15 protein-coding genes and 1 riboswitch are annotated in these 19549 nt (G+C 49.4%); of the genes, 11 read left to right on the plus strand and 4 right to left on the minus strand.

Features of this window, described 5'->3' with window-relative positions; all coding sequences use genetic code 11:
• Positions 1-160 precede the first annotated feature (160 nt).
• A riboswitch (cyclic di-GMP riboswitch) is annotated at positions 161-245 on the plus strand.
• Between the two features lie 256 nt (positions 246-501).
• From BMW43_RS09855 to pgaD, 4 genes are all read left to right on the plus strand, one after another.
• Positions 502-2682 (plus strand): tetratricopeptide repeat protein, encoded by a 2181-nt coding sequence (locus BMW43_RS09855; RefSeq protein WP_177173536.1) that lies wholly within the window; start codon positions 502-504, stop codon positions 2680-2682.
• Between the two features lie 21 nt (positions 2683-2703).
• Positions 2704-4560, plus strand: coding sequence for a poly-beta-1,6-N-acetyl-D-glucosamine N-deacetylase PgaB (gene pgaB, locus BMW43_RS09860; RefSeq protein WP_177173537.1), 1857 nt, complete (start codon positions 2704-2706; stop codon positions 4558-4560).
• 119 nt (positions 4561-4679) lie between these two features.
• A complete protein-coding gene (gene pgaC, locus BMW43_RS09865; protein ID WP_091746469.1) occupies positions 4680-5930 on the plus strand; it encodes a poly-beta-1,6-N-acetyl-D-glucosamine synthase in 1251 nt (416 codons plus the stop codon).
• A gap of 29 nt (positions 5931-5959) precedes the next feature.
• Positions 5960-6664 (plus strand): poly-beta-1,6-N-acetyl-D-glucosamine biosynthesis protein PgaD, encoded by a 705-nt coding sequence (pgaD, locus tag BMW43_RS09870; protein ID WP_091746471.1) that lies wholly within the window; start codon positions 5960-5962, stop codon positions 6662-6664.
• 23 nt (positions 6665-6687) lie between these two features.
• Here the strand turns inward: pgaD and BMW43_RS09875 are convergent, their stop codons facing one another.
• Positions 6688-7563, minus strand: a complete 876-nt coding sequence (locus BMW43_RS09875; protein WP_091746472.1) for an SDR family oxidoreductase — start codon at positions 7561-7563, stop codon at positions 6688-6690.
• A 139-nt stretch (positions 7564-7702) separates the two neighbouring features.
• Between BMW43_RS09875 and lpdD the strand changes: the two genes are divergently transcribed.
• A complete protein-coding gene (gene lpdD / locus BMW43_RS09880; protein WP_091746474.1) occupies positions 7703-8071 on the plus strand; it encodes a prenylated flavin chaperone LpdD in 369 nt (122 codons plus the stop codon).
• 228 nt (positions 8072-8299) lie between these two features.
• On the opposite strand, the gene BMW43_RS09885 is transcribed toward lpdD, so the two are convergent.
• Complete coding sequence (locus BMW43_RS09885) at positions 8300-9745, minus strand: aminotransferase-like domain-containing protein (protein ID WP_091746476.1); 1446 nt, start codon at positions 9743-9745, stop codon at positions 8300-8302.
• A 140-nt stretch (positions 9746-9885) separates the two neighbouring features.
• Between BMW43_RS09885 and BMW43_RS09890 the strand changes: the two genes are divergently transcribed.
• From BMW43_RS09890 to BMW43_RS09915, 6 genes are all read left to right on the plus strand, one after another.
• Positions 9886-10533, plus strand: coding sequence for a LysE/ArgO family amino acid transporter (locus tag BMW43_RS09890; protein ID WP_091746477.1), 648 nt, complete (start codon positions 9886-9888; stop codon positions 10531-10533).
• Between the two features lie 133 nt (positions 10534-10666).
• A complete protein-coding gene (locus tag BMW43_RS09895; protein WP_091746479.1) occupies positions 10667-12400 on the plus strand; it encodes a methyl-accepting chemotaxis protein in 1734 nt (577 codons plus the stop codon).
• A gap of 242 nt (positions 12401-12642) precedes the next feature.
• Positions 12643-12912: a metal-sensitive transcriptional regulator gene (locus tag BMW43_RS09900; RefSeq protein ID WP_091746480.1), complete on the plus strand. Its 270-nt coding sequence runs from the start codon at positions 12643-12645 to the stop codon at positions 12910-12912.
• A gap of 51 nt (positions 12913-12963) precedes the next feature.
• Positions 12964-15402 carry a heavy metal translocating P-type ATPase gene (locus tag BMW43_RS09905; RefSeq protein ID WP_281246124.1) on the plus strand — a complete coding sequence of 813 codons (2439 nt, stop codon included), beginning with the start codon at positions 12964-12966 and terminating at the stop codon, positions 15400-15402.
• Between the two features lie 247 nt (positions 15403-15649).
• Positions 15650-16696 carry a glycosyltransferase family 9 protein gene (locus BMW43_RS09910; protein WP_245732320.1) on the plus strand — a complete coding sequence of 349 codons (1047 nt, stop codon included), beginning with the start codon at positions 15650-15652 and terminating at the stop codon, positions 16694-16696.
• Between the two features lie 139 nt (positions 16697-16835).
• The gene (locus tag BMW43_RS09915; protein WP_091746483.1) at positions 16836-17078 is read left to right on the plus strand and encodes a hypothetical protein; all 243 of its coding nucleotides are present in this window, start codon (positions 16836-16838) and stop codon (positions 17076-17078) included.
• A 79-nt stretch (positions 17079-17157) separates the two neighbouring features.
• On the opposite strand, the gene BMW43_RS09920 is transcribed toward BMW43_RS09915, so the two are convergent.
• Complete coding sequence (locus BMW43_RS09920) at positions 17158-18282, minus strand: glycosyltransferase family 2 protein (RefSeq protein WP_245732322.1); 1125 nt, start codon at positions 18280-18282, stop codon at positions 17158-17160.
• 217 nt (positions 18283-18499) lie between these two features.
• The coding region (locus BMW43_RS21530; RefSeq protein WP_245732324.1) for an exosporium glycoprotein BclB-related protein at positions 18500-19549 on the minus strand (1050 nt) is incomplete at its 5' end.

Genomic DNA, 19549 nt, shown 5'->3' on the forward strand with positions numbered 1-19549 from the left:
AATTCGGCTGTTTTTGTCTGTTGCAGTAAATGTTTGTCACTGGAAGAATAAAAATCCTGTTGACGTAAATCGAAACAATTGATAGAATAACTAATGTATTTATTTTGAATAAATGGGTTCATCTAGGTGCTTAACCTGTTTGTTACATATTGGTAATGGTATATATAGCGGGCAAACTTGTCGAAAGGCGGGGACGCAAAGCTCAGGGTCTAAAACATTTTTGTTATGACAGCCGAGTTGCAAAGTGCTAAGAACTTTGTAACTCGGCTGTTTTTTTGTTTTTGACAGTGCATTTTGCCGGTGATAGGTGGGAGGGATGGAAAAGACGCACTTCGATCGTGAAAGCGAAAGATAAAAGCTATTGTTAGGGGAGTGTACATGAGGATCAAGCGAGTATTGGCATTACTTACTTTAGTGTTTTTTTTAGGAAGTGCGGTGTGCTACACACCTGTTAGGGCAAAAGAGGAACCGTCACCAGCCACACTTGGGCAATCAGCTGAAATGTCATATAAGAACCGGGAAGCAGCACGGGAATATGCGGTTACCTTGGCAAGGGACGGGGAGTATCGGCCGGCGTTGGCGATACTGGAAAATTTGGCGGCTGACCGTGAGGCAGAAGAGGATATTGTATCCGATTATGCCGTCGTTGCAGCCTGGGCCGGAGAATATACAAAAGCGATTCAGTTGTATGAAGAACGAATAAAAACATTCCCGGCCATGCCTGATTATGTGAGAATCAATGTGGCCCAGGCATATTTTAAGACCGGACGCTTTAACGACGCCTGGCAGTTATATCATCAATCGGCCATGTCGGGAAATAAGAAAGCCCGCTTATGGGAAGCGGAAAGTCTGGTACATATGGAGCGTTTTGACGAAGCGGAGCGTATTTATTCGACCTTGCTGGAAGAACAACCTGACAATTTAGCGGCTTACAGTGGCAAAGCTAATATATTACTGGCACGCGGTGATGCAGACGGAGCGGCTAAGCTAATAGAAACTGCCGTAGCTTTTGTTGACGGACAAAGCGATCCGGCATTAAAAGCTTCGTTGCTGGCGTTGCGTGGCGGGATGGCGGCTCAATTTATTAGACATGATGCATACCGGCAGGCTATTGTACTGCTGCGGCCTGCAATCCGTGATAAAAGTGCGACTGTTCAGATGCAATGTGACTACGTGCTGGCATTATTTTTGTACGGTGATTATCAAACCGCGGTTAAAGCAGGGGAGCAATTATGGCCCAATTACCGGGAGATTCCTGCCTATGGGCGGCGCGCGTTGGCGGACTCTTATTTACGACTCAATCTGCCCAAACAGGCCATAAGTATTTATTGCAGTATTCTGGAGCAGGGGGAAAGCTTGCCCAGCGATAGGCACAGCCTGGCTTATTCGTATATGTTGACCGGCTCCAAGGAAAAACAGGCGATGGCGTTGTATCAGGAACTTATCAATATGGCTGCAGAACAGGCCATGAGCATTACCGGGGATGCCGATTCATTTTTTACAATGGGGCGGTATGAGGCCGGAAAGAAGCTGTATCAAGCCATAATCCATGCCTATCCTGATTGTGCGGCGTTTCGCCAGCAGTTTGCTGCGATACTTTATCGCCAGGGGCTGATCAGAGAAGCTTACGGACAATATCTGTCGTTGGCTGCTTTGCCGGGTACACAGCCTGCTGCCAATAGTGGTATTGTTAATACGGCTGTGCTGGGAGGCGATTATTATTCTGCCAGGCTGGCCGCAGCAGGATTGGACAAGTATAGTGCAAATCCAATAGCGGCTCAGGCGCTGAGGACCTTTGAAGGACGTTGGCAGGGCAGTCTGGCAGTTAACGCTACCGGTAGCAGCGATTATAAGGGAAATAAGGATCATGGCATACAATTGACCGGCGAACAGCGGGTGACAGACCGGGTAGATATATTGGCAGGAATCGGCAGTACGTGGATTTCTGACGGCCAGGGAGAAACCGTATTAAGAACAAACTCTGTTGGCGGACGATACACCGATATGAAACACATGGTACAGTTGTGGCTGGATCAGGGCCGTAGTCACGGCAGGATGGATGGGTATCGCCTGACCACGAGTCGCTATTTTGGTGAACAAAGCAGAGTTGATTTTAATATAAGCCGTACACCGGTAATGGATGCGGAGGCGTTGCCCGGTCATATGATGACGACAGAGTATCAGCTGGCGTATAACCGGCAAATTGGACGCAAAGACAATCTGTCTGTCATGATGGCAACCGCAAATTATCCGGACAGCAACCGGCGGCGCGATATAAACCTGGACTGGGACCATGTGATGGTTGATACCGGAGCAAAACAACTGTCTTGGTTTGGTTATGCCGACAGAACAGGCTTTAAAAAACAGATGATTGATGGGTTGGAGCCGGTTTACGAAAGTCCCCGTTGCCGGGAAGCCTATGGTCTTGGCCTTCGTCAGCGTTGGAATTTTACCAAGCATTATTGGGAAACTTCCTTTGAGATAGGAGTGGGACGTGATCAGCCGGAGCCGATGGATACCAGTTCTTCACTTCGGGCCGAGTATGGTTATCATATTTCCCGTAATCAGGCACTTGCTGTTAGTGTGGACTATGGATTGCGTACTGGTTATTCAACTGGGACGGGCGGAAAACCGCAGTTTTCTGACCGCCAATACAATGTGAGCTACCAGCTTTCCTGGTAGACAGGGGGAGTCATGGCTATTATGAATAAAAAAATTGTTGGTGCCCTTGTTTTTTGTATGCTAATTCTGTTGATCTGCTCTCCTTCCCTGGCTAATGCCAAGGAGGTTCTTGTATTGTGCTATCATAATGTAACCGATCAACCGGGGCAGGATATATATGCTGTAACACCGGCAAATTTAAAAAGTCATTTGACGTATTTAAAAGAACAGGGGTATACGCCGATCTCACTTAAAGAATATATTGCTGCCAGCCAAACTGGTGCCGCATTACCGGATAAGTCCGTGCTGCTCACGTTCGATGACGGGTATCAGTCGGTGTATACCAAGGTGTTTCCGTTGTTGAAAGAATATCGTTATCCTGGAATGATAGCCATTGTTACTTCCTGGCTGGATTATGCGCCGGCTGAACTCGGACCGCTGGTAACCTGGCAGCAAATAAGGGAAATGGAGAATTCCGGCTTAATTGACGTAGCTTCTCACTCCCATGACATGCATCGATTTACTGTGGTTACACCTCAGGGCGATCGTGGTCCGTTATTAAGCAGGCTGCAATATAAAAACGGCCGATATGAGACGATTGCCGAGCAGCGTGAGCGGGTAAGGCGGGATTTACATGAATCCCAGGCTGTTTTTAACAAGGAATTGGGCCATACGGTGCAAGCCGTGGTCTGGCCTTATGGAGCCTATACGCCATTTGCCGTCACAGATGCCCTGCAAGAGGGTTTTGAAGCTTGCTTTACCTTAAATGATGGAGTAAACCATCCGGGAGAACAGGCCCTGCAGGCAGCTAACCGCCTGATTATAACAGGTAATCCGTCGAAAGAGCATTTTGCCAGTTTACTCAAGGCCAATAGTGAAGCGGCCAAGGTCCCGGTTAAAGCAATACAACTGGACTTAGATATGATTTATGATCCCGGCAGTGCGGTTCAAACAGAAGAAAATCTGAATCTGGCGATAGAACGGATTCGCAGTTCAGGGGCAAATACCATTTATTTGCAGTCTTTTAGTGATGAGGACGGATCGGGTAATAGTAAGAGTGTCTATTTTTATACGAAAGAGGCACCGGTCAAGGCTGACTTATTTTCTCACGTAATTGGCCGGCTGCGGGAAGAGGGAAGGTTTAGTATTTATGCGTGGTTTCCTACGTTGGCGGCCCAATGGCTGCTGGAAGACTCGCCGCAAGATGCCGTTGTAGCTTATGATGAAAAAAACAAGGGCTGGTACCGGCGGGCGACTCCCTTCAGTTCCCGGGTGAGTGACCGGCTCAGCGCCCTGGTTGCCGATCTGGCAGCTTATAATGATATCAATGGCATTTTATTTCAGGATGACGTATATTTAAACGATTTTGAGGATTTTTCACCTGCTGCGCGTCAGGTGTTTAAAGAACAGACCGGGTTTGAGCTGTCGCCGCAATTGCTCAAGGAAAGACCGGAACTAAACGAACGGTGGGTTCGTTTGAAAACGGACAGGTTAACCGGGCTGACGGTAAAGCTTTGGGAAACAGCCGGGAACTACCGTTCTAACCTTGGCAGTGCCCGCAATATATATCCCATTGTGATTACCAGTCCGGCGGCCGAAGAATGGCTGGGGCAGAATTACGAACAATATCTTAAGACATATACCTATACGGTAATCATGGCCTATCCTTACTTGGAAAAGGCTTATCAAAATCCGGACGGCTGGTTGGAGAACCTGGCGACGGCTGCTTTGAGTAACCGGGAAAATGCCCAAAAGACAGTGTTTAAGCTGCAGACTTATGACTGGAATAAAAAACACTGGTTGAGCGAAGCCGAAATACGCAGACAGACTGAAGTTCTCAGAAAAAAGGGTGTTATTCATATAGCTTATTATCCGGAAAACGTGTATTCCGAGCAATAAATAAGCTGTTTTGCTGGCACTTCTGCCAGAACTATAGTTGCTATGAGTAGATAAGAATGCAGTTCTTTCCTCAACTGGTTTTATAGGTTGTGGCAGAATAAAAATTCGTGAGGTGAAACATGCTGGATTCCTATAGTTTACTGGAATTTTTAGAGGATTATGTTTTTTACTATCCGCTGGCTATGAGTATTATCTGGATGATTGGCGCGTCATACTTCTATATGCGGCGGGAGCAAGGCCGGAAAACGCTGCCGGAATTGGAAGAATATCCGCTGGTTTCCGTGCTGGTGCCCGCACGCAATGAAGAGAAAGCAATCGGCAGCACCTTAAAAGCAGTGCTGGCCTCTTCGTATCCCCATCTGGAAGTGATAGCTATTGATGATGCCAGCACGGACAGTACCGCAATGATTTTACAGCAGATAGAGTCGGAAGAGGCCAACGTTCGGGTGTTGATGTTGGATAAAAATATGGGTAAGCCCTACGCGCTGCGTTGCGGCGCCCTGGCCAGTAAAGGTGATATTTTACTCTGCATTGATGCGGATGCTTATCTTGATCCCTATGCGCTGCACTGGATTGTAGCGCATTTCATCAATGGCCCCCGAGTTGGGGCTGTGACCGGCAATCCCCGGGTTCGCAACAGGACCTCCTTGTTAGCTAAAATACAGGTTGGCGAGTATTCGTCCATCATCGGCATGATCAAGCGGACGCAGCGAATTTTGGGCAAAGTGCTGACCGTATCCGGTGTCATCGCCGCATTTCGCAAGCAGGCTGTTTTGGATGTAGGACTATGGGATACCGATATGATTACAGACGACATAAATATTACCTGGAAGTTGGAAAAACGTTTCTGGGACATTCGCTATGAACCCAATGCGTTATGCTGGATTCTGGTACCGGAGTCTTTTCGGGGTTTATGGAAACAGCGTGTTAGATGGGCTCAGGGTGGTGTGGAGGTTATCCGCCGTCACCGCGATATATGGAAGAGCTGGAAGCAGAGACGGCTATGGCCGGTTTATCTCGAATATGTACTGTCGGTTATTTGGTCGTACACTTATGTTATTTTCGGCTGCATTTGGCTGATTAATCTGGTATATCCGACCGGTTGGCCGGAAGTGCATGTCTTGCCGGAATGGAAGGGTTCCCTGCTGGCATTTGTGTGCCTGGTCCAATTTCTTGTCGGGTTAAGTCTTGATAAAAAATATGAGCGGCATATTCCCGGCTATTTATTTTGGGTTATCTGGTATCCCTTCGCCTATTGGCTGTTGATGGCCCTGGCTACCGTGTATGCAACGCCCCGGGCGCTTTTTCGGAAAATGGGAAAGCCCGCCGTATGGACAAGTCCCGACAGAGGATTATTTACCAAATTATAAATTCTTGCAAACGAGAGGAGAGAGTGTAGTTGCAAAGAAACGAACGGTGGTATCAGTTTCTTGCCGGTAAGACCGTTGCTATTGCTGCCGGTTGTCTGATTGTGGCGACGGCCGTATATTTTGGTTACCGGTCTTCCTATATCAGGTTTCCCGAGCCATTATCGGTAAACAATATACTGGTATTTGCCTTTTTGTTTGTACTGGCCGCACTAATCGCGGGACTGCTGTTTCGTAATATAGTACAAATGGTTTTCTTGTCCCGGTTGTTAAAAAAGGAGGTACTGTCAGCCGGTCCTGATTTGGTGATTAACCAATCTGTTTTGCAAAAACCGGTTGTTCGCGGTCTGGAAATTCTGGTGTCGGTTTCGGTATGGGGACTTTTTCTATATTTTTTTCAGTCCTTTTTTACGGCAGTTAGCTGGATTTTAGGAGGAAGGCTATTATATGGCGATTTGTTATCTCCTTCAATGATTGAGGGGACTGAAACCATACTGTTGATTTCCTTTCTATTTGCTTTAGCTATGTTTCTGGTCATGTTCAGTTGGTCCCAATGGAATTATTGGCGATTTGGACGGCTGGAACGCCGCAAACCCCGTCCTCCTGTGCCATGCTCGGTAATTGCCGCTCAATACGGCATTTCGGAAAGAACAGTGCATAAGGCTGCCGCTGTGAAGGTGGCAAGAATATTGACACAGGAGGTTGGTTTGGACTTGGAGGTAATAAAAGAAATGTAACTCTCACTTAGACAAATACCCTATCAGCCGTTAACAATCTTGCCGCCGTTGCAGTGGAGAATCTGGCCGGACATGTAGGCGGAATCGGCAGAAGCTAAAAAGACATAGCAGGGAGCTACCTCAAAGGGCTGACCGGCATGCTGCATCGGTGTATCTTGACCGAACTGGGCGATATCCTCGTCAGAAAAGGAAGCGGGAATTAGCGGGGTCCAAATGGGGCCGGGTGCCACTCCGTTAACGCGGATGCCTTGCTTGATAAGTGCCAGCGACAGGGAGCGGGTAAAGGCCACAATTGCGCCTTTAGTGGCTGAATAATCGATAAGCTTCTCGTTGCCGGCATAGGCGGTGACCGAGGCCGTGTTGATTATGGCAGCACCTGCTTTCAGGTAAGCCAGAGCGGCCTTTGTCAAATAGAAGCAGGAAAAAATATTCGTCCGGAAGGTTTTTTCCAATTGGGCGGCGGTGATGTTTGGCAGGGTGGTTTGCACATGCTGCTCACCGGCGTTGTTCACCAGAAGATCCAATTGGCCCAGTTTTTTTACTGTCTGATCGACGGCTTGCCGGCAAAAGGCCTCATCGCCGATATCGCCGGACAATAACAGGCAGCGCCGTCCGGTTTTTTCCACGTACTCTTTTGTCTCCTTGGCATCGGCGTCTTCATTTAGGTAAGCGATAGCCACATCAGCCCCTTCTTTGGCGAAAGCGATAGCTACGGCCCGGCCGATGCCGCTGTCGCCGCCACTGATAAGGGCGACTTTGCCTGTCAGTTTACCGCCGGGCTGGTAATTGGCATCGTCAAAAACGGGACGGGGTTTCATTTGTGATTCGATGCCGGGCTGCTGCGCCTGATGCTGGGGCGGAAAAGCCGGCTGGCTGTTTGTATTTTGCTGTTGACTCATAATGGCCTCCTTGGAAAGTAATATAGTAGAAGTTTTTCCTGTTCGTCCTATTGTCATGCGCTGTGCTATTGGCAGCAACCGGCGATAACTGGTATAATGTGGAGGATGAGAGTTAGTTTTCCGAGGGGGCGGCTGTTGTATGAGAAGCATTCACTTGTCGCAGGGAAGTGGCCGGACCAAGGTAAATCTGGTATGTGACCGGATGGGAGATAGTCTGGTAGTGCGAATCTTTAATGAAAACGAACACATTGGCGCTGTAGCGTTCGGCGAGTATGATCATGTTCGGGAGCGGGCCTCGGGGTCACTGATTAACCGGCTGGGACATAAGGACGATGTGATTGCCTTGCCGATGGCCCATAAAATTGCCCGCAAAACGAAAAAACCGGTTTGTGTCATTGCCGGCGTTCATTTGGATGATATTACCCCGGAAGAGATTACCGTGCTTACCGACTACTATGAGGCTATGGTGGATAAACTGTTAGCCCGCCTAGAAGCGGGGATGGCCTAATATTAGTACCTTGTCAGCCTTAATTCAGTGAATACTGGTGGTCTATTTTCCGCACCGCTTCGTTGTCGTCAGTCAGCATACTAACGGTATGTTCCTTCCTTCGCCTCGTGGCTGCGAAAAATAGCCTCGCCATTCTCCTGCTGCTTTAAGACCGACAAGGTACTACTGAAAAGAAGAAAACAGCCTGCTTTATTTCATTCTGAAATAAGACAGGCTGTTTTCTTCTTGTTACAGGCGATAAGTTTTTATCAGTTCGGCCAAACGATGCAGGCCGGTAGCCAGATCGTCCAGACGGGCATACGCATAAGAAATTCGCAGGTTTTGGCTGGCTTGTTTGTCATATAGATTGCCGGGATTGAGCAGCAGGCCGTTGTCCAGGGCCGTGTAAAAGAGCCGGTTCAGTGAAACAGGTTTTTTGAGCGTCAGCCATACATAGAAGCCGCCTTGCGGCACGGTCCAGGTGGCAATATCGGCAAAGTACTGTTCCAGGATTTGAAGGCAGACGGTACGGCGGGCAAGCAGCTTACCGCGCAGGCTGTCTACGTGGTGGTAGAAGGCGCCGGAAGCCAGCAGACGGTGCACAGCCCATTGTGAGAGGGAGCTGGAACCGTAATCAATCTGATTTTTGATATCGGCCAGCCGGCTGATAACAGGTTCCGGCCCGGTAATCCAACCGAGGCGCAGCCCCGGACTTAGCGCTTTGGAAAAGCTGCCGATATAAAGGACCAGGCCTTGTTTATCCAGTGTTTTTACCGGCAGTGGCGGCGGGCTGTCGAACCACAACTCGCGGTATACGTCATCTTCAATGATTGGCAGCCGTTTGGCGGCGCAGAGATCATACAGCTCGGTGCGACGTTTGGCCGTCATAGTTGTGCCGGTAGGGTTCTGGAAACAGGGAATGGTGTACAGGCAGCGGGACGCGGTGGCCGGTACGGCTTGCAGTGCCTCGGGCGAAATTCCCTCGTTGTCCATAGAAAGGCCGCGCAGCGCGATGCCGGCCGACTGGAAGAGATTGAGGGAAAAAAGATAGGAAGGGCGCTCCAGATAGAGCGTGGAGCTGCGGTTGAGCAATCCCAGGGAAATAAGCTGCAACGCCTGCAGCCCGCCGGATACGATTAACAGTGAGGCCGGTGTGGCGGCAATCTGCAGCCGCGCTAAGTAGCGGCAAAGCTCTTCCCGCAGCGGGTACAGGCCAAGCGGTTCCTCATAGCCGAGACTGGTGATATTTTCACCGATGCTGCGGAGTGTGTCCTGCATCAGTTCCTTGGGATAAAACTCGGGTGACAGTTCGCCGGTACCCAGCCGGATGACACGGTCGTCGAATTCATAGGTATTGATTTTCTGGATGGTGGACAGGTTGGGCTGCTGTAGTCCCCTATGGGTATAGGGGGTCCACAGGGCGGCAGAGGAAGCCAGGACCGACCAGGAATTATTGGCCACTCGCGTACCGCTGCCAACGGCGGCCTCCAGCAGGCCGTCGGCGATTAGCTCGTTGAGCGCCGTATTGATCGTGCTGCGGTTGACCTTAAGCATGTCCGACATGCTGCGCTGGGAGGGGATTTTAGTGCCTGGCGGCCATTCGCCGCTGGCGATCTTGTCTTTGATTTTTTCGATGATTTGTTTGTATAATGTACTTGCCTGATTTTTGTCAAGCTGCCAGTCGATGGTGTCCATACAAAGCCTCCCCGCCGGATATTTATTGTGTCATGACCTTATTGTAACAAAGTGGCTGGGTATTTTCCAGAAGGATTGGCTGGTTACAAAGAGCCATTCAGTTATTACAATAAAGAAAAGCACACATGGAGGATGAATAAATGGTTGGGTATTCTATACAAGGATTTTTGATGGGCATCGCCTATTTAGCTCCCATTGGCATGCAGAATTTATATGTGATTAATACAGCGCTGCGCAAAACGAGGTTAAAGGCCTACCAGGTTGCGCTATTGGTAACACTGTTCGATATATCGTTATCCCTTTCCGCCTTTTGGGGGACCGGAAAAGTATTGGAGTCCATTCCGTTTTTAAAATGGGGTTTTTACCTGTTTGGCAGCCTAATCATTCTGGCCATCGGTATCGGCCTGCTGCGGGCACACCCGGAAAGTTCGGAGGATATCCAACTGGATGAGTCTTTTTATAAGACCGTATTTTTCACTTTCAGCGTGACCTGGCTCAATCCGCAGGCATTGCTGGACAGCACTTTTATTTTAGGCGGGTATCGCGCTTCGCTTGACGCCATGGCCAGTTTCTTCTTTATGTCCGGTGTCATTAGCGGGTCTTTTGTCTGGTTCTTCGGCCTGGTCACGCTGGTGGCCCGCTTCCGTAATCAATTAACGACGGCCAGGCTGCGGCTGATCAATGTGGTTTGCGGTGTTACCATTATTCTGTTTGGTATCAATCTGGGCTATAAGTTTATCCAGGACGCGTTGGCCGGCTATCCTGTTTTGGGGCAGGTTTTTTCCTGAACGGGCCGGCTCCAGCATATCGTTTGAACAGAGGATTTGCCGTCGGGCAAATCTTTTTTTTTTTGCAAAAAAAAAGGGGCAATGAAAGAAAGGGAGAATAGTAATATTTTATTTGCGAAAAGAGGGATGGCTAATGAAACTGATTGAACTTATCAAGCGAGTGAAGCTGGCTAAGTTGACAAAACTGACGGTGGGGAAAAAGATTGCCGGCGGCTATGGCATTGTTGCTATACTGGTGGCGCTAATGAGCCTGTTTACTCACTTTAAAATTGGCCAGATCAATACCTCTTATGAAGGCATGATTGAAAGTAATTTGCAGAAAATAGAACTGGCTCAGGGGTTTGCCGTCAGTTTTTCCAATGAATCGGTTTCCCTGTGGCGGTTCAGTTTTACCGGTGATTTGTCGGATGCAGCGACGTTTAATAATTATAGCAAGCAAGCTGACCTGTATCTGCGGCAAATGGAAGAGATTCCAGCCAGCGAAAAAGGGAAAAACATTCTGCAAGATATGAAAAAGCATAAGCTTACATATGATGAGATGGCCAATAAGGTGATCCAGGCAAAACGAAATAGTGATGCCGGCTTGGTCAGCCAAGCTATGCAGGAGGCGGGCAAGCCTTACCAGGATACTATTGCTTCCTCGGAGGAGTTATTAAGAACTGTCAGGATGTTTGTTAAGGAAGAACAGAAGGCTCAACACGAAAAAACCGACCAAATTCAATTTATGCTGTTTGCCATTAGCGCCCTGGTGGCTGTGGTCGGTATCGGTGTCGGGTTGACGGTAAGCCGCAAGATATCCCGCCCGATCCGTCTGCTTACCAGCAATGCTAATGAAGTGGCACGAGGCAATTTAGTGCACGACGATGTACTTGTTTATTCTGACGATGAAATCAGCGAAGTAGCCCATTCCTTCAATACGATGAAGCGGAATTTACAGCAGCTAATTCTGCAGATTGTCAAAACGACCGATCATGTGGCTTCCTCCTCGGAGGAACTGACGGCCAGTGCCGAACAATCGGCACTGGTCACCAATCAGATTACCACGGCGATCAGTGAAGTGGCGGCGGGGACGCAGACTGGCGCCAGCGCTATTGAAACAGCCGTTACCGCTGTAGAGCAGATGACGGCGGGCATTCAGCTCATGGCCACTAATGCCGGTCTGGTAGAGGGCGTAACCAATAAGACGGTACAGGCCGCGCAATTAGGCGATGATGCGGTAAGCAGCGCTGTCCGGCAGATGGAAAGTATTGAGCAGACGGTTACCGATTCGGCCGGTGCTGTAGAAAAGCTGGGAGAAAAATCCCATCAAATCGGAAAAATTGTCGATACTATTTCCGGCATTGCCGGACAGACCAATCTGTTGGCACTTAATGCCGCCATTGAAGCTGCCCGTGCCGGTGAACAGGGCCGGGGTTTTGCCGTTGTGGCAGACGAGGTGCGCAAGCTGGCTGAACAATCCCAGGAAGCGGCTAAACAAATTGCCGGCATGATTGCCCAGATCCAGGCTGAAACCGAGGCGGCGGTAATTTCCATGCACAGCGGCTCGCAGGAGGTCAAGGTTGGTACCGAGGTGGTTCACGCAGCGGGACGGGCGTTTCAGGATATTGTTGGGTTAATTAGTATAGTGTCGGCTCAGGTGAAGGAAATGTCCGCCACCATTCAACAAATGGCCGATGGCAGCCAGCAAATTGTCGGCTCGGTCCATAATATTGATGAAATCGGTAAACATACGGCTGATCAAACTCATACCGTATCGTCTGCAGCGGAAGAGCAATTGGCCTCTATGCAGGAAATTGCAGCTTCCAGTCAGGCGTTGTCTAAACTGGCGTCAGAATTGCAAGAGGCTGTCCGACAGTTTAAAATCTAAATATGTAACAATAAAACCCGCTTAGGCGGGTTTTATTGTTTTAGAGGTTGTTTGAAGCAAAGGACTAGTGGTCTGTAAACTCTCTCGTAAGAACACTATAGAATTAGGGTTTACAGACCACTAGCTGTATAAAATGGTCGGGCTATTGTGAAAATAAGGAAGATTACTGACAGATTATTGACTTTTGCAGATAATAAACTATAATATATACTATACGGGGGTATAGTATTGGAGGGCGAAGCGTGTTAAACGAACAGGAACAGAAGAATATTAAGGCAAGACTGAGGCGGATTGCCGGCCAGATAAACGGAATCGAAAAGATGGTGGAAGACCGGCGGTACTGTGTAGATACGCTGCAGCAGATTATGGCGGCCAGGTCGGCGCTTAATCAAGTGGCACTTATTATATTGGAAAGCCATACCAAAAGCTGTGTGGTAACCGCTATTCAGGAAAATCGTACGGAAGAGTCGGTTAAAGAATTGATGGATGTATTGTCTAAATTTGCGAAATAACAGGTTCTGTTTCTACTAAGAAACTGGAAAGGTTAAGAGGGTGAAACCGGTATGAATAAAATGCAAAGTGAAAACTTAGTAACGTCTTCCTTTAAGATTGGCGGTATGTCCTGCGCCGCCTGCTCCAGCCGGGTAGAGCGAGGCTTGGCCGGTCTGCCGGGGGTGGCTAAGGCAGCAGTCAATCTGGCAACCGAAAAAGCTTCGGTTACCTATGATCCTAAACAAGTCAGTCTGCAGGAGCTGGCCCGGAAGGTAGAGGACTTAGGATATCATACGTTTAAGGAAAAATATGAATTTAATATAACCGGCATGCATTGCGCCGCTTGTTCTGCCAGAATTGAGCGGGCCGTCGGCAAGCTGCCCGGAGTTTATCGGGCAGTGGTTAATCTGGCGATAGAAAAAGCCGTTATCGAAGTGAATCCAGCCGAGGTTACCAGCGCAATGCTTATCGCTAAAATTGAAAGTCTGGGCTTTGGCGCGCAACCGATTGCTGTTGATGCTGACGGAGCGGCCGGTGCCGACCGCGAAAAGGCCGCCCGCCAGCAAGATATAAAACGGCAGCAGTTCCGGCTTATCCTTTCGGCTGTATTCTCGTTGCCCTTGATACTGGCTATGGTGTTACATCTGATGGGAAGTGACGGACAGGTGACGGAGCTATTAATGAATCCGTATCTGCAGTGGTTTTTGGCAACGCCTGTCCAGTTTATCGCCGGCGGGCAGTTTTACCGGGGAGCTTATCTGGCTTTAAAAAACGGCGGTGCCAATATGGATGTGCTGGTCGTGTTGGGAACGTCGGCCGCCTATTTTTACAGCATTGCCAATATGCTGTATTCGCCGCATAATTTGTATTTTGAAACTTCGGCCATACTGATTACGCTGATTATTCTAGGCAAGCTGCTGGAAGCCAGGGCAAAAGGGCGTACTTCGGAGGCCATCAAAGCGCTCATGGGGCTGCAAGCCAAAACAGCCCGGGTGGTGCGGAACGGCAAAGAAGAGGAAATCCCTATTGACCTTGTACAGGTCGGTGATATCTTAGCCGTCCGGCCGGGAGAAAAAATTCCCGTTGACGGCGTGGTAGTGGAAGGAACCTCAACGGTTGATGAATCCATGCTGACCGGGGAAAGTTTGCCGGTTGAGAAAAAGGTAGGCGATGCAGTAACCGGCGCGACTCTGAACCGAGTGGGGGCCTTTAAGTTTAAGGCCGCCCGAATTGGCAAAGACACGGCTTTGGCTCAGATTGTGCGCATTGTGGAAGAGGCTCAAGGGTCGAAAGCGCCGATTCAGCGTTTTGCCGACGTGGTTTCTGGTTATTTTGTACCGGTAGTGGTAGGGCTTGCCGTGCTTACCTTTCTCGTCTGGTATTTTATCGTGGATGCCGGCCATTTTTCGCGGGCCTTAGTCAATTTTACCGCGGTGCTGGTCATTGCCTGTCCCTGCGCTTTAGGGTTGGCAACGCCGACCTCGATTATGGTGGGGACCGGCAAAGGGGCTGAAAACGGCATACTGATTAAAGGTGCCGAGCATTTGGAACATGCCCACCGGATTACCACGCTGGTTCTGGATAAAACGGGGACGATTACCAGGGGCGAACCGGAAGTAACCGATTTTACTAATTTGTCCGGTATGGCTGAAGCTGAACTACTGTCGCTGGCTGGCGGCGCGGAAAAAAATTCCGAGCATCCCCTGGCGCAGGCTATTGTCAGCTATAGCCAAAAACAGGCTGCATCGCTGATTGAACCTGCAACGTTCACGGCGATTCCCGGTCATGGGGTTGAGGCTGTGGTCGCCGGAAAACGAATTCTATTGGGGACCCGGAAGCTGCTGCAAGAGCAGAAGATTGACTTTGCCGGGCATATTCCGGCCATCGAAGCGATGGAGCAGCAGGGGAAGACCGTCATGCTGATGGCGGTCGAGGAAGAACTGACAGGGTTGTTTGCCGTTGCCGATACGGTGAAACCGCGGTCAAGAGAGGCCATCGCCCAATTGCAGGCGCTGGGCATCGAGGTTTGGATGCTTACCGGCGACAACGAACGGACGGCCAGGGCCATTGCCGAGAACGTAGGAATCCCCCATGTTTTGGCGGAAGTGCTACCTGAAGATAAGGCGCGAAAAGTAACGGAACTGAAAGGACAGGGAAAAATCGTTGCCATGGCCGGCGACGGAATTAACGATGCCCCGGCTTTGGCCACCGCCGATGTGGGTTTTGCTATTGGGACGGGAACTGATGTGGCCATTGAGGCAGCCGATGTTACCTTGATGAACAGTGAACTGACCGGCATTGTGGCCGCTATACGGTTAAGCAAAGCGACGATGAAAAATATTAAGCAAAACCTGTTCTGGGCGCTTGTCTATAATTCCTTGGGCATTCCGCTGGCTGCCGCCGGTTACCTGTCGCCAGTCATTGCCGGGGCGGCGATGGCGTTTAGCTCGGTTTCGGTTGTGTCCAATGCGCTGCGGTTGAAAAACTTCGAGCCTTATCAGAAGCTTTGAGGAATTTGCCACTGGACCGGAACTTTTGGCGGCAAGTTAACATCGTTCTTCTGTCAGGCTTGTCAGGAAACGGATAGCGCGTAAGAAGAGGCAAGAAGATTAAAAAATCTTTGAATTGGATTTAAACGGGATATAAGACGTTTTCAACCGACCGCATGATATGATATAGTAAAGGGAACTACTAACCAATAAGTGGGTGACTTGCTAAGTTGCCCATTTTTATTTCAGATTCAAGGCGGTACACATTGTGACGATAAGAAGCATACTGATTATAAGACTTAGCTCTATTGGTGATGTTCTTCATTGCACGCCGGTAGCCAGATCGTTGAGACAGGCCTATCCTGAATGCCGGATTACCTGGCTGGTGGGATCAGTGGCCGCCGATCTGTTGACCTATAATCCCCATATAGATGAAGTGCTGGTCTGGTCAAGAGAACGTTTTGAAAAACATCTTTGCAAGCTGGAGTTAAGGGAAGCCGTCCGGATGTGGCAAGACTTGAAAGAATTGCTGGCAGACCGGTATTTTGATGTTGTTTTGGATATTCACGGTCTATTTCTTACCGGCATGATCACCAAGCAAATACAGGCAGGCCGGAAAATCGGCATGCGCGGGGCCAAAGAGCTAAATACACTGTTCATGACCGAAACCGCCTCATCCTTGGGCAGGCACGTTACGGATAAATACCTGGGCGTACTTCAGGCAATTGGCATTACCGAGGTGGACCGGCGCATGCAGCTAACACTTGGCCCGGCGCATGGCGAGTTTGCCGCAGCTTATCTACGGCAGGCGGGCATCTTACCGGAGGAGCGGTTTGCGGTTGTTGTTCCGGGGACTACCTGGCCTTCCAAGAATTGGCCGGTGGAATTTTTTATCAGAACTATTCAGCGGCTTGCCCCTAAATACCGGATTGTACTGGGCGGCGGCAAAGCGGAAGCGCCCCTGGGGAGCGAGATTGAAAGGGCGTGCGGGCCTTCGGTGATTAATGCTATTGGGCAAACAGGACTGTTGGATTTAGCCGGGTTGATTCAAAAAGCCGCTGTGGTGATTACCGGGGACACAGGCCCCTTACATATGGCGGCAGCGCTGGACATTCCTACCGTAGCAATCTTCGGGCCTACCGATCCGGCGTTCTTTGCGCCGCTTGGTGAAAAGCATATTGCTCTGACAAGCCGGTTAGCCTGTTCTTTTTGCCATAAAACCAGGTGTCCCGACGGAAATAATATGTGTATGTATGGTGTTGCGCCGGACGAGGTGCTGCAAGCCGTAAGCAAGGTAGTAGATTTAAAATTCTGAATAGAATAAAATGCAGTATTTGTCGAAATGCAGATATTTTTGGAATATTTAAAAAATATTTTCTCTCTTGGCAGGAGTCAAAGACGTTTTGCTGAATTATATAATTAGATATAGAAAAAGCAAAGAGGAGATGATACCTATGCAGGTTGAGGTCAAATCTAGGGAAGAAAAAGCTATCAGCAAAACAATCTTTGAAATGTTATGCGTGGAAAATGATGTAAAAATCCTTTGCAAGCGCTGCGAAGGTGAGATGGTGCTGGCACAGATGACACCTAACAATGATGAAATGCGTTGGTATAGATGCGCGAACTGCGGTACGTTACGGCTGATCGGCAAAGAGTTTGAAACCAATGAGAGCAATAAGAAAGTCATTATGATATAAGCGGACATTTGGCCGGAAACGCAGACTGTCAACATTCTTTGTTGACAGTCTTTTTATTTTACCGTGCATGGCCACCCAATTAATCGACTGTCTCAGGCTGTGGTTCAATAAAGCTCCGTAAAAATTTCCGGTTATGGGCGATTCTGGGATCGTCCGGCATATACTTGGCTGCTTGCTCATTATGTTCATGGGCCAACTGATATTTACCGATACGCGAATAACATACACATAGTTGGAGATGCGGCAGCCAGGTCCTGCAGCTATAATTAACCAGACCCCAGGTTTCAGAGGGCTGTTCCAACTGCGTGGCTGTTTTGTACCAGAAGATAGCCTGCAGCAATTGGTTGGCCTGCAGGAAATGAAAGCCTAAGCGGCAGCAGAAGTCCGCTCTGGGTGTATCGTAAGTAAAGGAAGTAAAAATATATTTAAGCTGGTTTTCCGGGTCCGACAAGTGATAGAAGCTGTCGGCCAGCTTGCCGCAGGCGCCGATGTTATCCTCTACCCAACCTTGTTTGGTGGCTAAAAAGCGCTGATAATATTCGATGGCGCGGTTATATAACTGATGATCAAGCAGTTCATTGGCAAAATAATATAAGTCACGGGGTGAAAATATTTCACCTTTTTTTTGCCGTTCCTCATAAATGAGAAGATTGCGGTCCGCATCATGTTCCAGGGGACTGTGTGTAACTGCTATGTCACTGTGGAAAGCCTGGCCTGCAACCGCCAAATATTCATGAACGGCACCGACCCATTGGAAGTTATTGGACCGTTTTACCAGACGATTGCGGCGGAGTTGGGAGGTCACCTTGCCATATTGATCGTGGGATAGGTTATACAGCATGGTGATGGTGTCAATAGCAGGGTCTAACGGTGCATATTTTAATTGCAAGAATTTGCTTCGGTCTTCCGGTAAAAAAATATCATCGGCATCTAGCCAGAGAATATAGTCTTTGGTGGCCAGACTAAACGCGAAGTTCCTGGCTGCGGAAAAATCATGGATCCATTGGAAATGGTGAACCGAAGCGGTAAACTGACCGGCAATTTCCTGGGTACGGTCAGTAGAACCGGTATCGACAACGATGATTTCATCAGCAATACCGGCTACTGATTCCAGGCAGCGGCCTAACACCTTCTCTTCATTTTTAACAATCATGCAAAGACTAATGCTGATTGATGATTGCGGCACTTCATTTGCTTCTTCCACGTACCTAACCTCCTGAAGTCGTGTTGTATTACTACATATGTTATGCTGCCTGAGAGACAGGAGTGACAGAGCTGGAAGCACAAGCGATCGATAAATCCGCCGGCGGTTTGTTAAAGTTCGTTAACTTGCTTGTGCTGTATAGTGAAAACAAGAAGGATTCCTCTTCGTTTCCCGAAGAGGAATCCCGGTAATTATAAAAGAATATTGGTTTAAAAAATTATTCGATAGTGATGCCGGCACTAGCGTAGCCTAGAACGGTATTAATGAGGGATAGGCCTGCAGCCGTTGCGGAAAATACCAACAGTAGACGTGTCCCTGCAGTCACCGGAATGGCTAAGCCTGTGGTAATGCCACTGCTTGTAGTGCCAATGGCAAGGACGCCTGTCAAGGCCGGTGCCAGTGTTACTGTAGCACCTGTTGCCGTAAAGACATCATCTGGTGTCGGTGAAGAAAATAGCTCGGCAGTAATGGTAAGGGTTGAACCGACAAGTGACAGCGCTGCTGCCGTGCTAAAATATCCGGCAATAGAGGTAATGGTTCCGTCACGGGGAGCGGAAAAAGCAAAGTTGAGAGTTCCGCCACTTCCGGAAATGTCAATAGTTCCACCGACAATGCTAAGAGAATTATCGGCATTGCCAAACCCAATAAGGGCGACTGTACCTACCAAACCGCCGGCAATTGTACTGATGGCAACAGGTAAGCCGGAAGCAAAGGGGATAATAGCCCCTGCGCCGGTAGCCCCAATATCGCCAGTTACACCAGTAGCGCCCGTAACGCCTGTAACGCCGGTTACGCCCGTAGCACCGGTCGCGCCAGTAGCCCCAGTGTCGCCAGTTACACCAGTAGCGCCGGTTGCGCCTGTAGCACCAGTAGCACCAGTAGCACCAGTAGCGCCGGTAGCCCCAGTAGCCCCGGTATCACCGGTTGCACCAGTAGCGCCGGTTGCGCCTGTAGCACCAGTAGCGCCGGTAGCCCCAGTAGCCCCGGTATCACCGGTTGCACCGGTTGCGCCGGTAGCGCCAGTAGCCCCGGTATCACCGGTATCACCAGTAGCGCCGGTTGCGCCTGTAGCCCCAGTATCACCAGTAGCCCCAGTTACACCAGTAGCACCGATAGCCCCAGCAGCACCGGTATCGCCGGTTGCGCCAGTAGCACCAGTAGCGCCAATATCGCCGGTTACACCGGTAGCGCCAGTGGCCCCTGTGGCGCCAGGATCACCGGTAACGCCGGTAGCCCCTGTAGCCCCGGTAGCGCCAGTGGCCCCTGT

This window comes from Propionispora vibrioides (assembly GCF_900110485.1).
In the GTDB taxonomy this organism is placed as follows: Bacteria; Bacillota; Negativicutes; order Propionisporales; family Propionisporaceae; genus Propionispora; species Propionispora vibrioides.

Bases quoted from the DNA above. Each gene is read 5' to 3' on its own strand.
- BMW43_RS09855 (WP_177173536.1), top strand. From the start codon at position 502: ATGTCATATAAGAACCGGGAAGCAGCACGGGAATATGCGGTTACCTTG.
- BMW43_RS09895 (WP_091746479.1), top strand. From the start codon at position 10,667: ATGAAACTGATTGAACTTATCAAGCGAGTGAAGCTGGCTAAGTTGACA.
- BMW43_RS09905 (WP_281246124.1), top strand. From the start codon at position 12,964: ATGAATAAAATGCAAAGTGAAAACTTAGTAACGTCTTCCTTTAAGATT.
- BMW43_RS09875 (WP_091746472.1), bottom strand. From the start codon at position 7,563: ATGAGTCAACAGCAAAATACAAACAGCCAGCCGGCTTTTCCGCCCCAG.
- lpdD (WP_091746474.1), top strand. From the start codon at position 7,703: ATGAGAAGCATTCACTTGTCGCAGGGAAGTGGCCGGACCAAGGTAAAT.
- BMW43_RS09885 (WP_091746476.1), bottom strand. From the start codon at position 9,745: ATGGACACCATCGACTGGCAGCTTGACAAAAATCAGGCAAGTACATTA.
- pgaB (WP_177173537.1), top strand. From the start codon at position 2,704: ATGAATAAAAAAATTGTTGGTGCCCTTGTTTTTTGTATGCTAATTCTG.
- BMW43_RS09915 (WP_091746483.1), top strand. From the start codon at position 16,836: ATGCAGGTTGAGGTCAAATCTAGGGAAGAAAAAGCTATCAGCAAAACA.
- BMW43_RS09890 (WP_091746477.1), top strand. From the start codon at position 9,886: ATGGTTGGGTATTCTATACAAGGATTTTTGATGGGCATCGCCTATTTA.
- pgaC (WP_091746469.1), top strand. From the start codon at position 4,680: ATGCTGGATTCCTATAGTTTACTGGAATTTTTAGAGGATTATGTTTTT.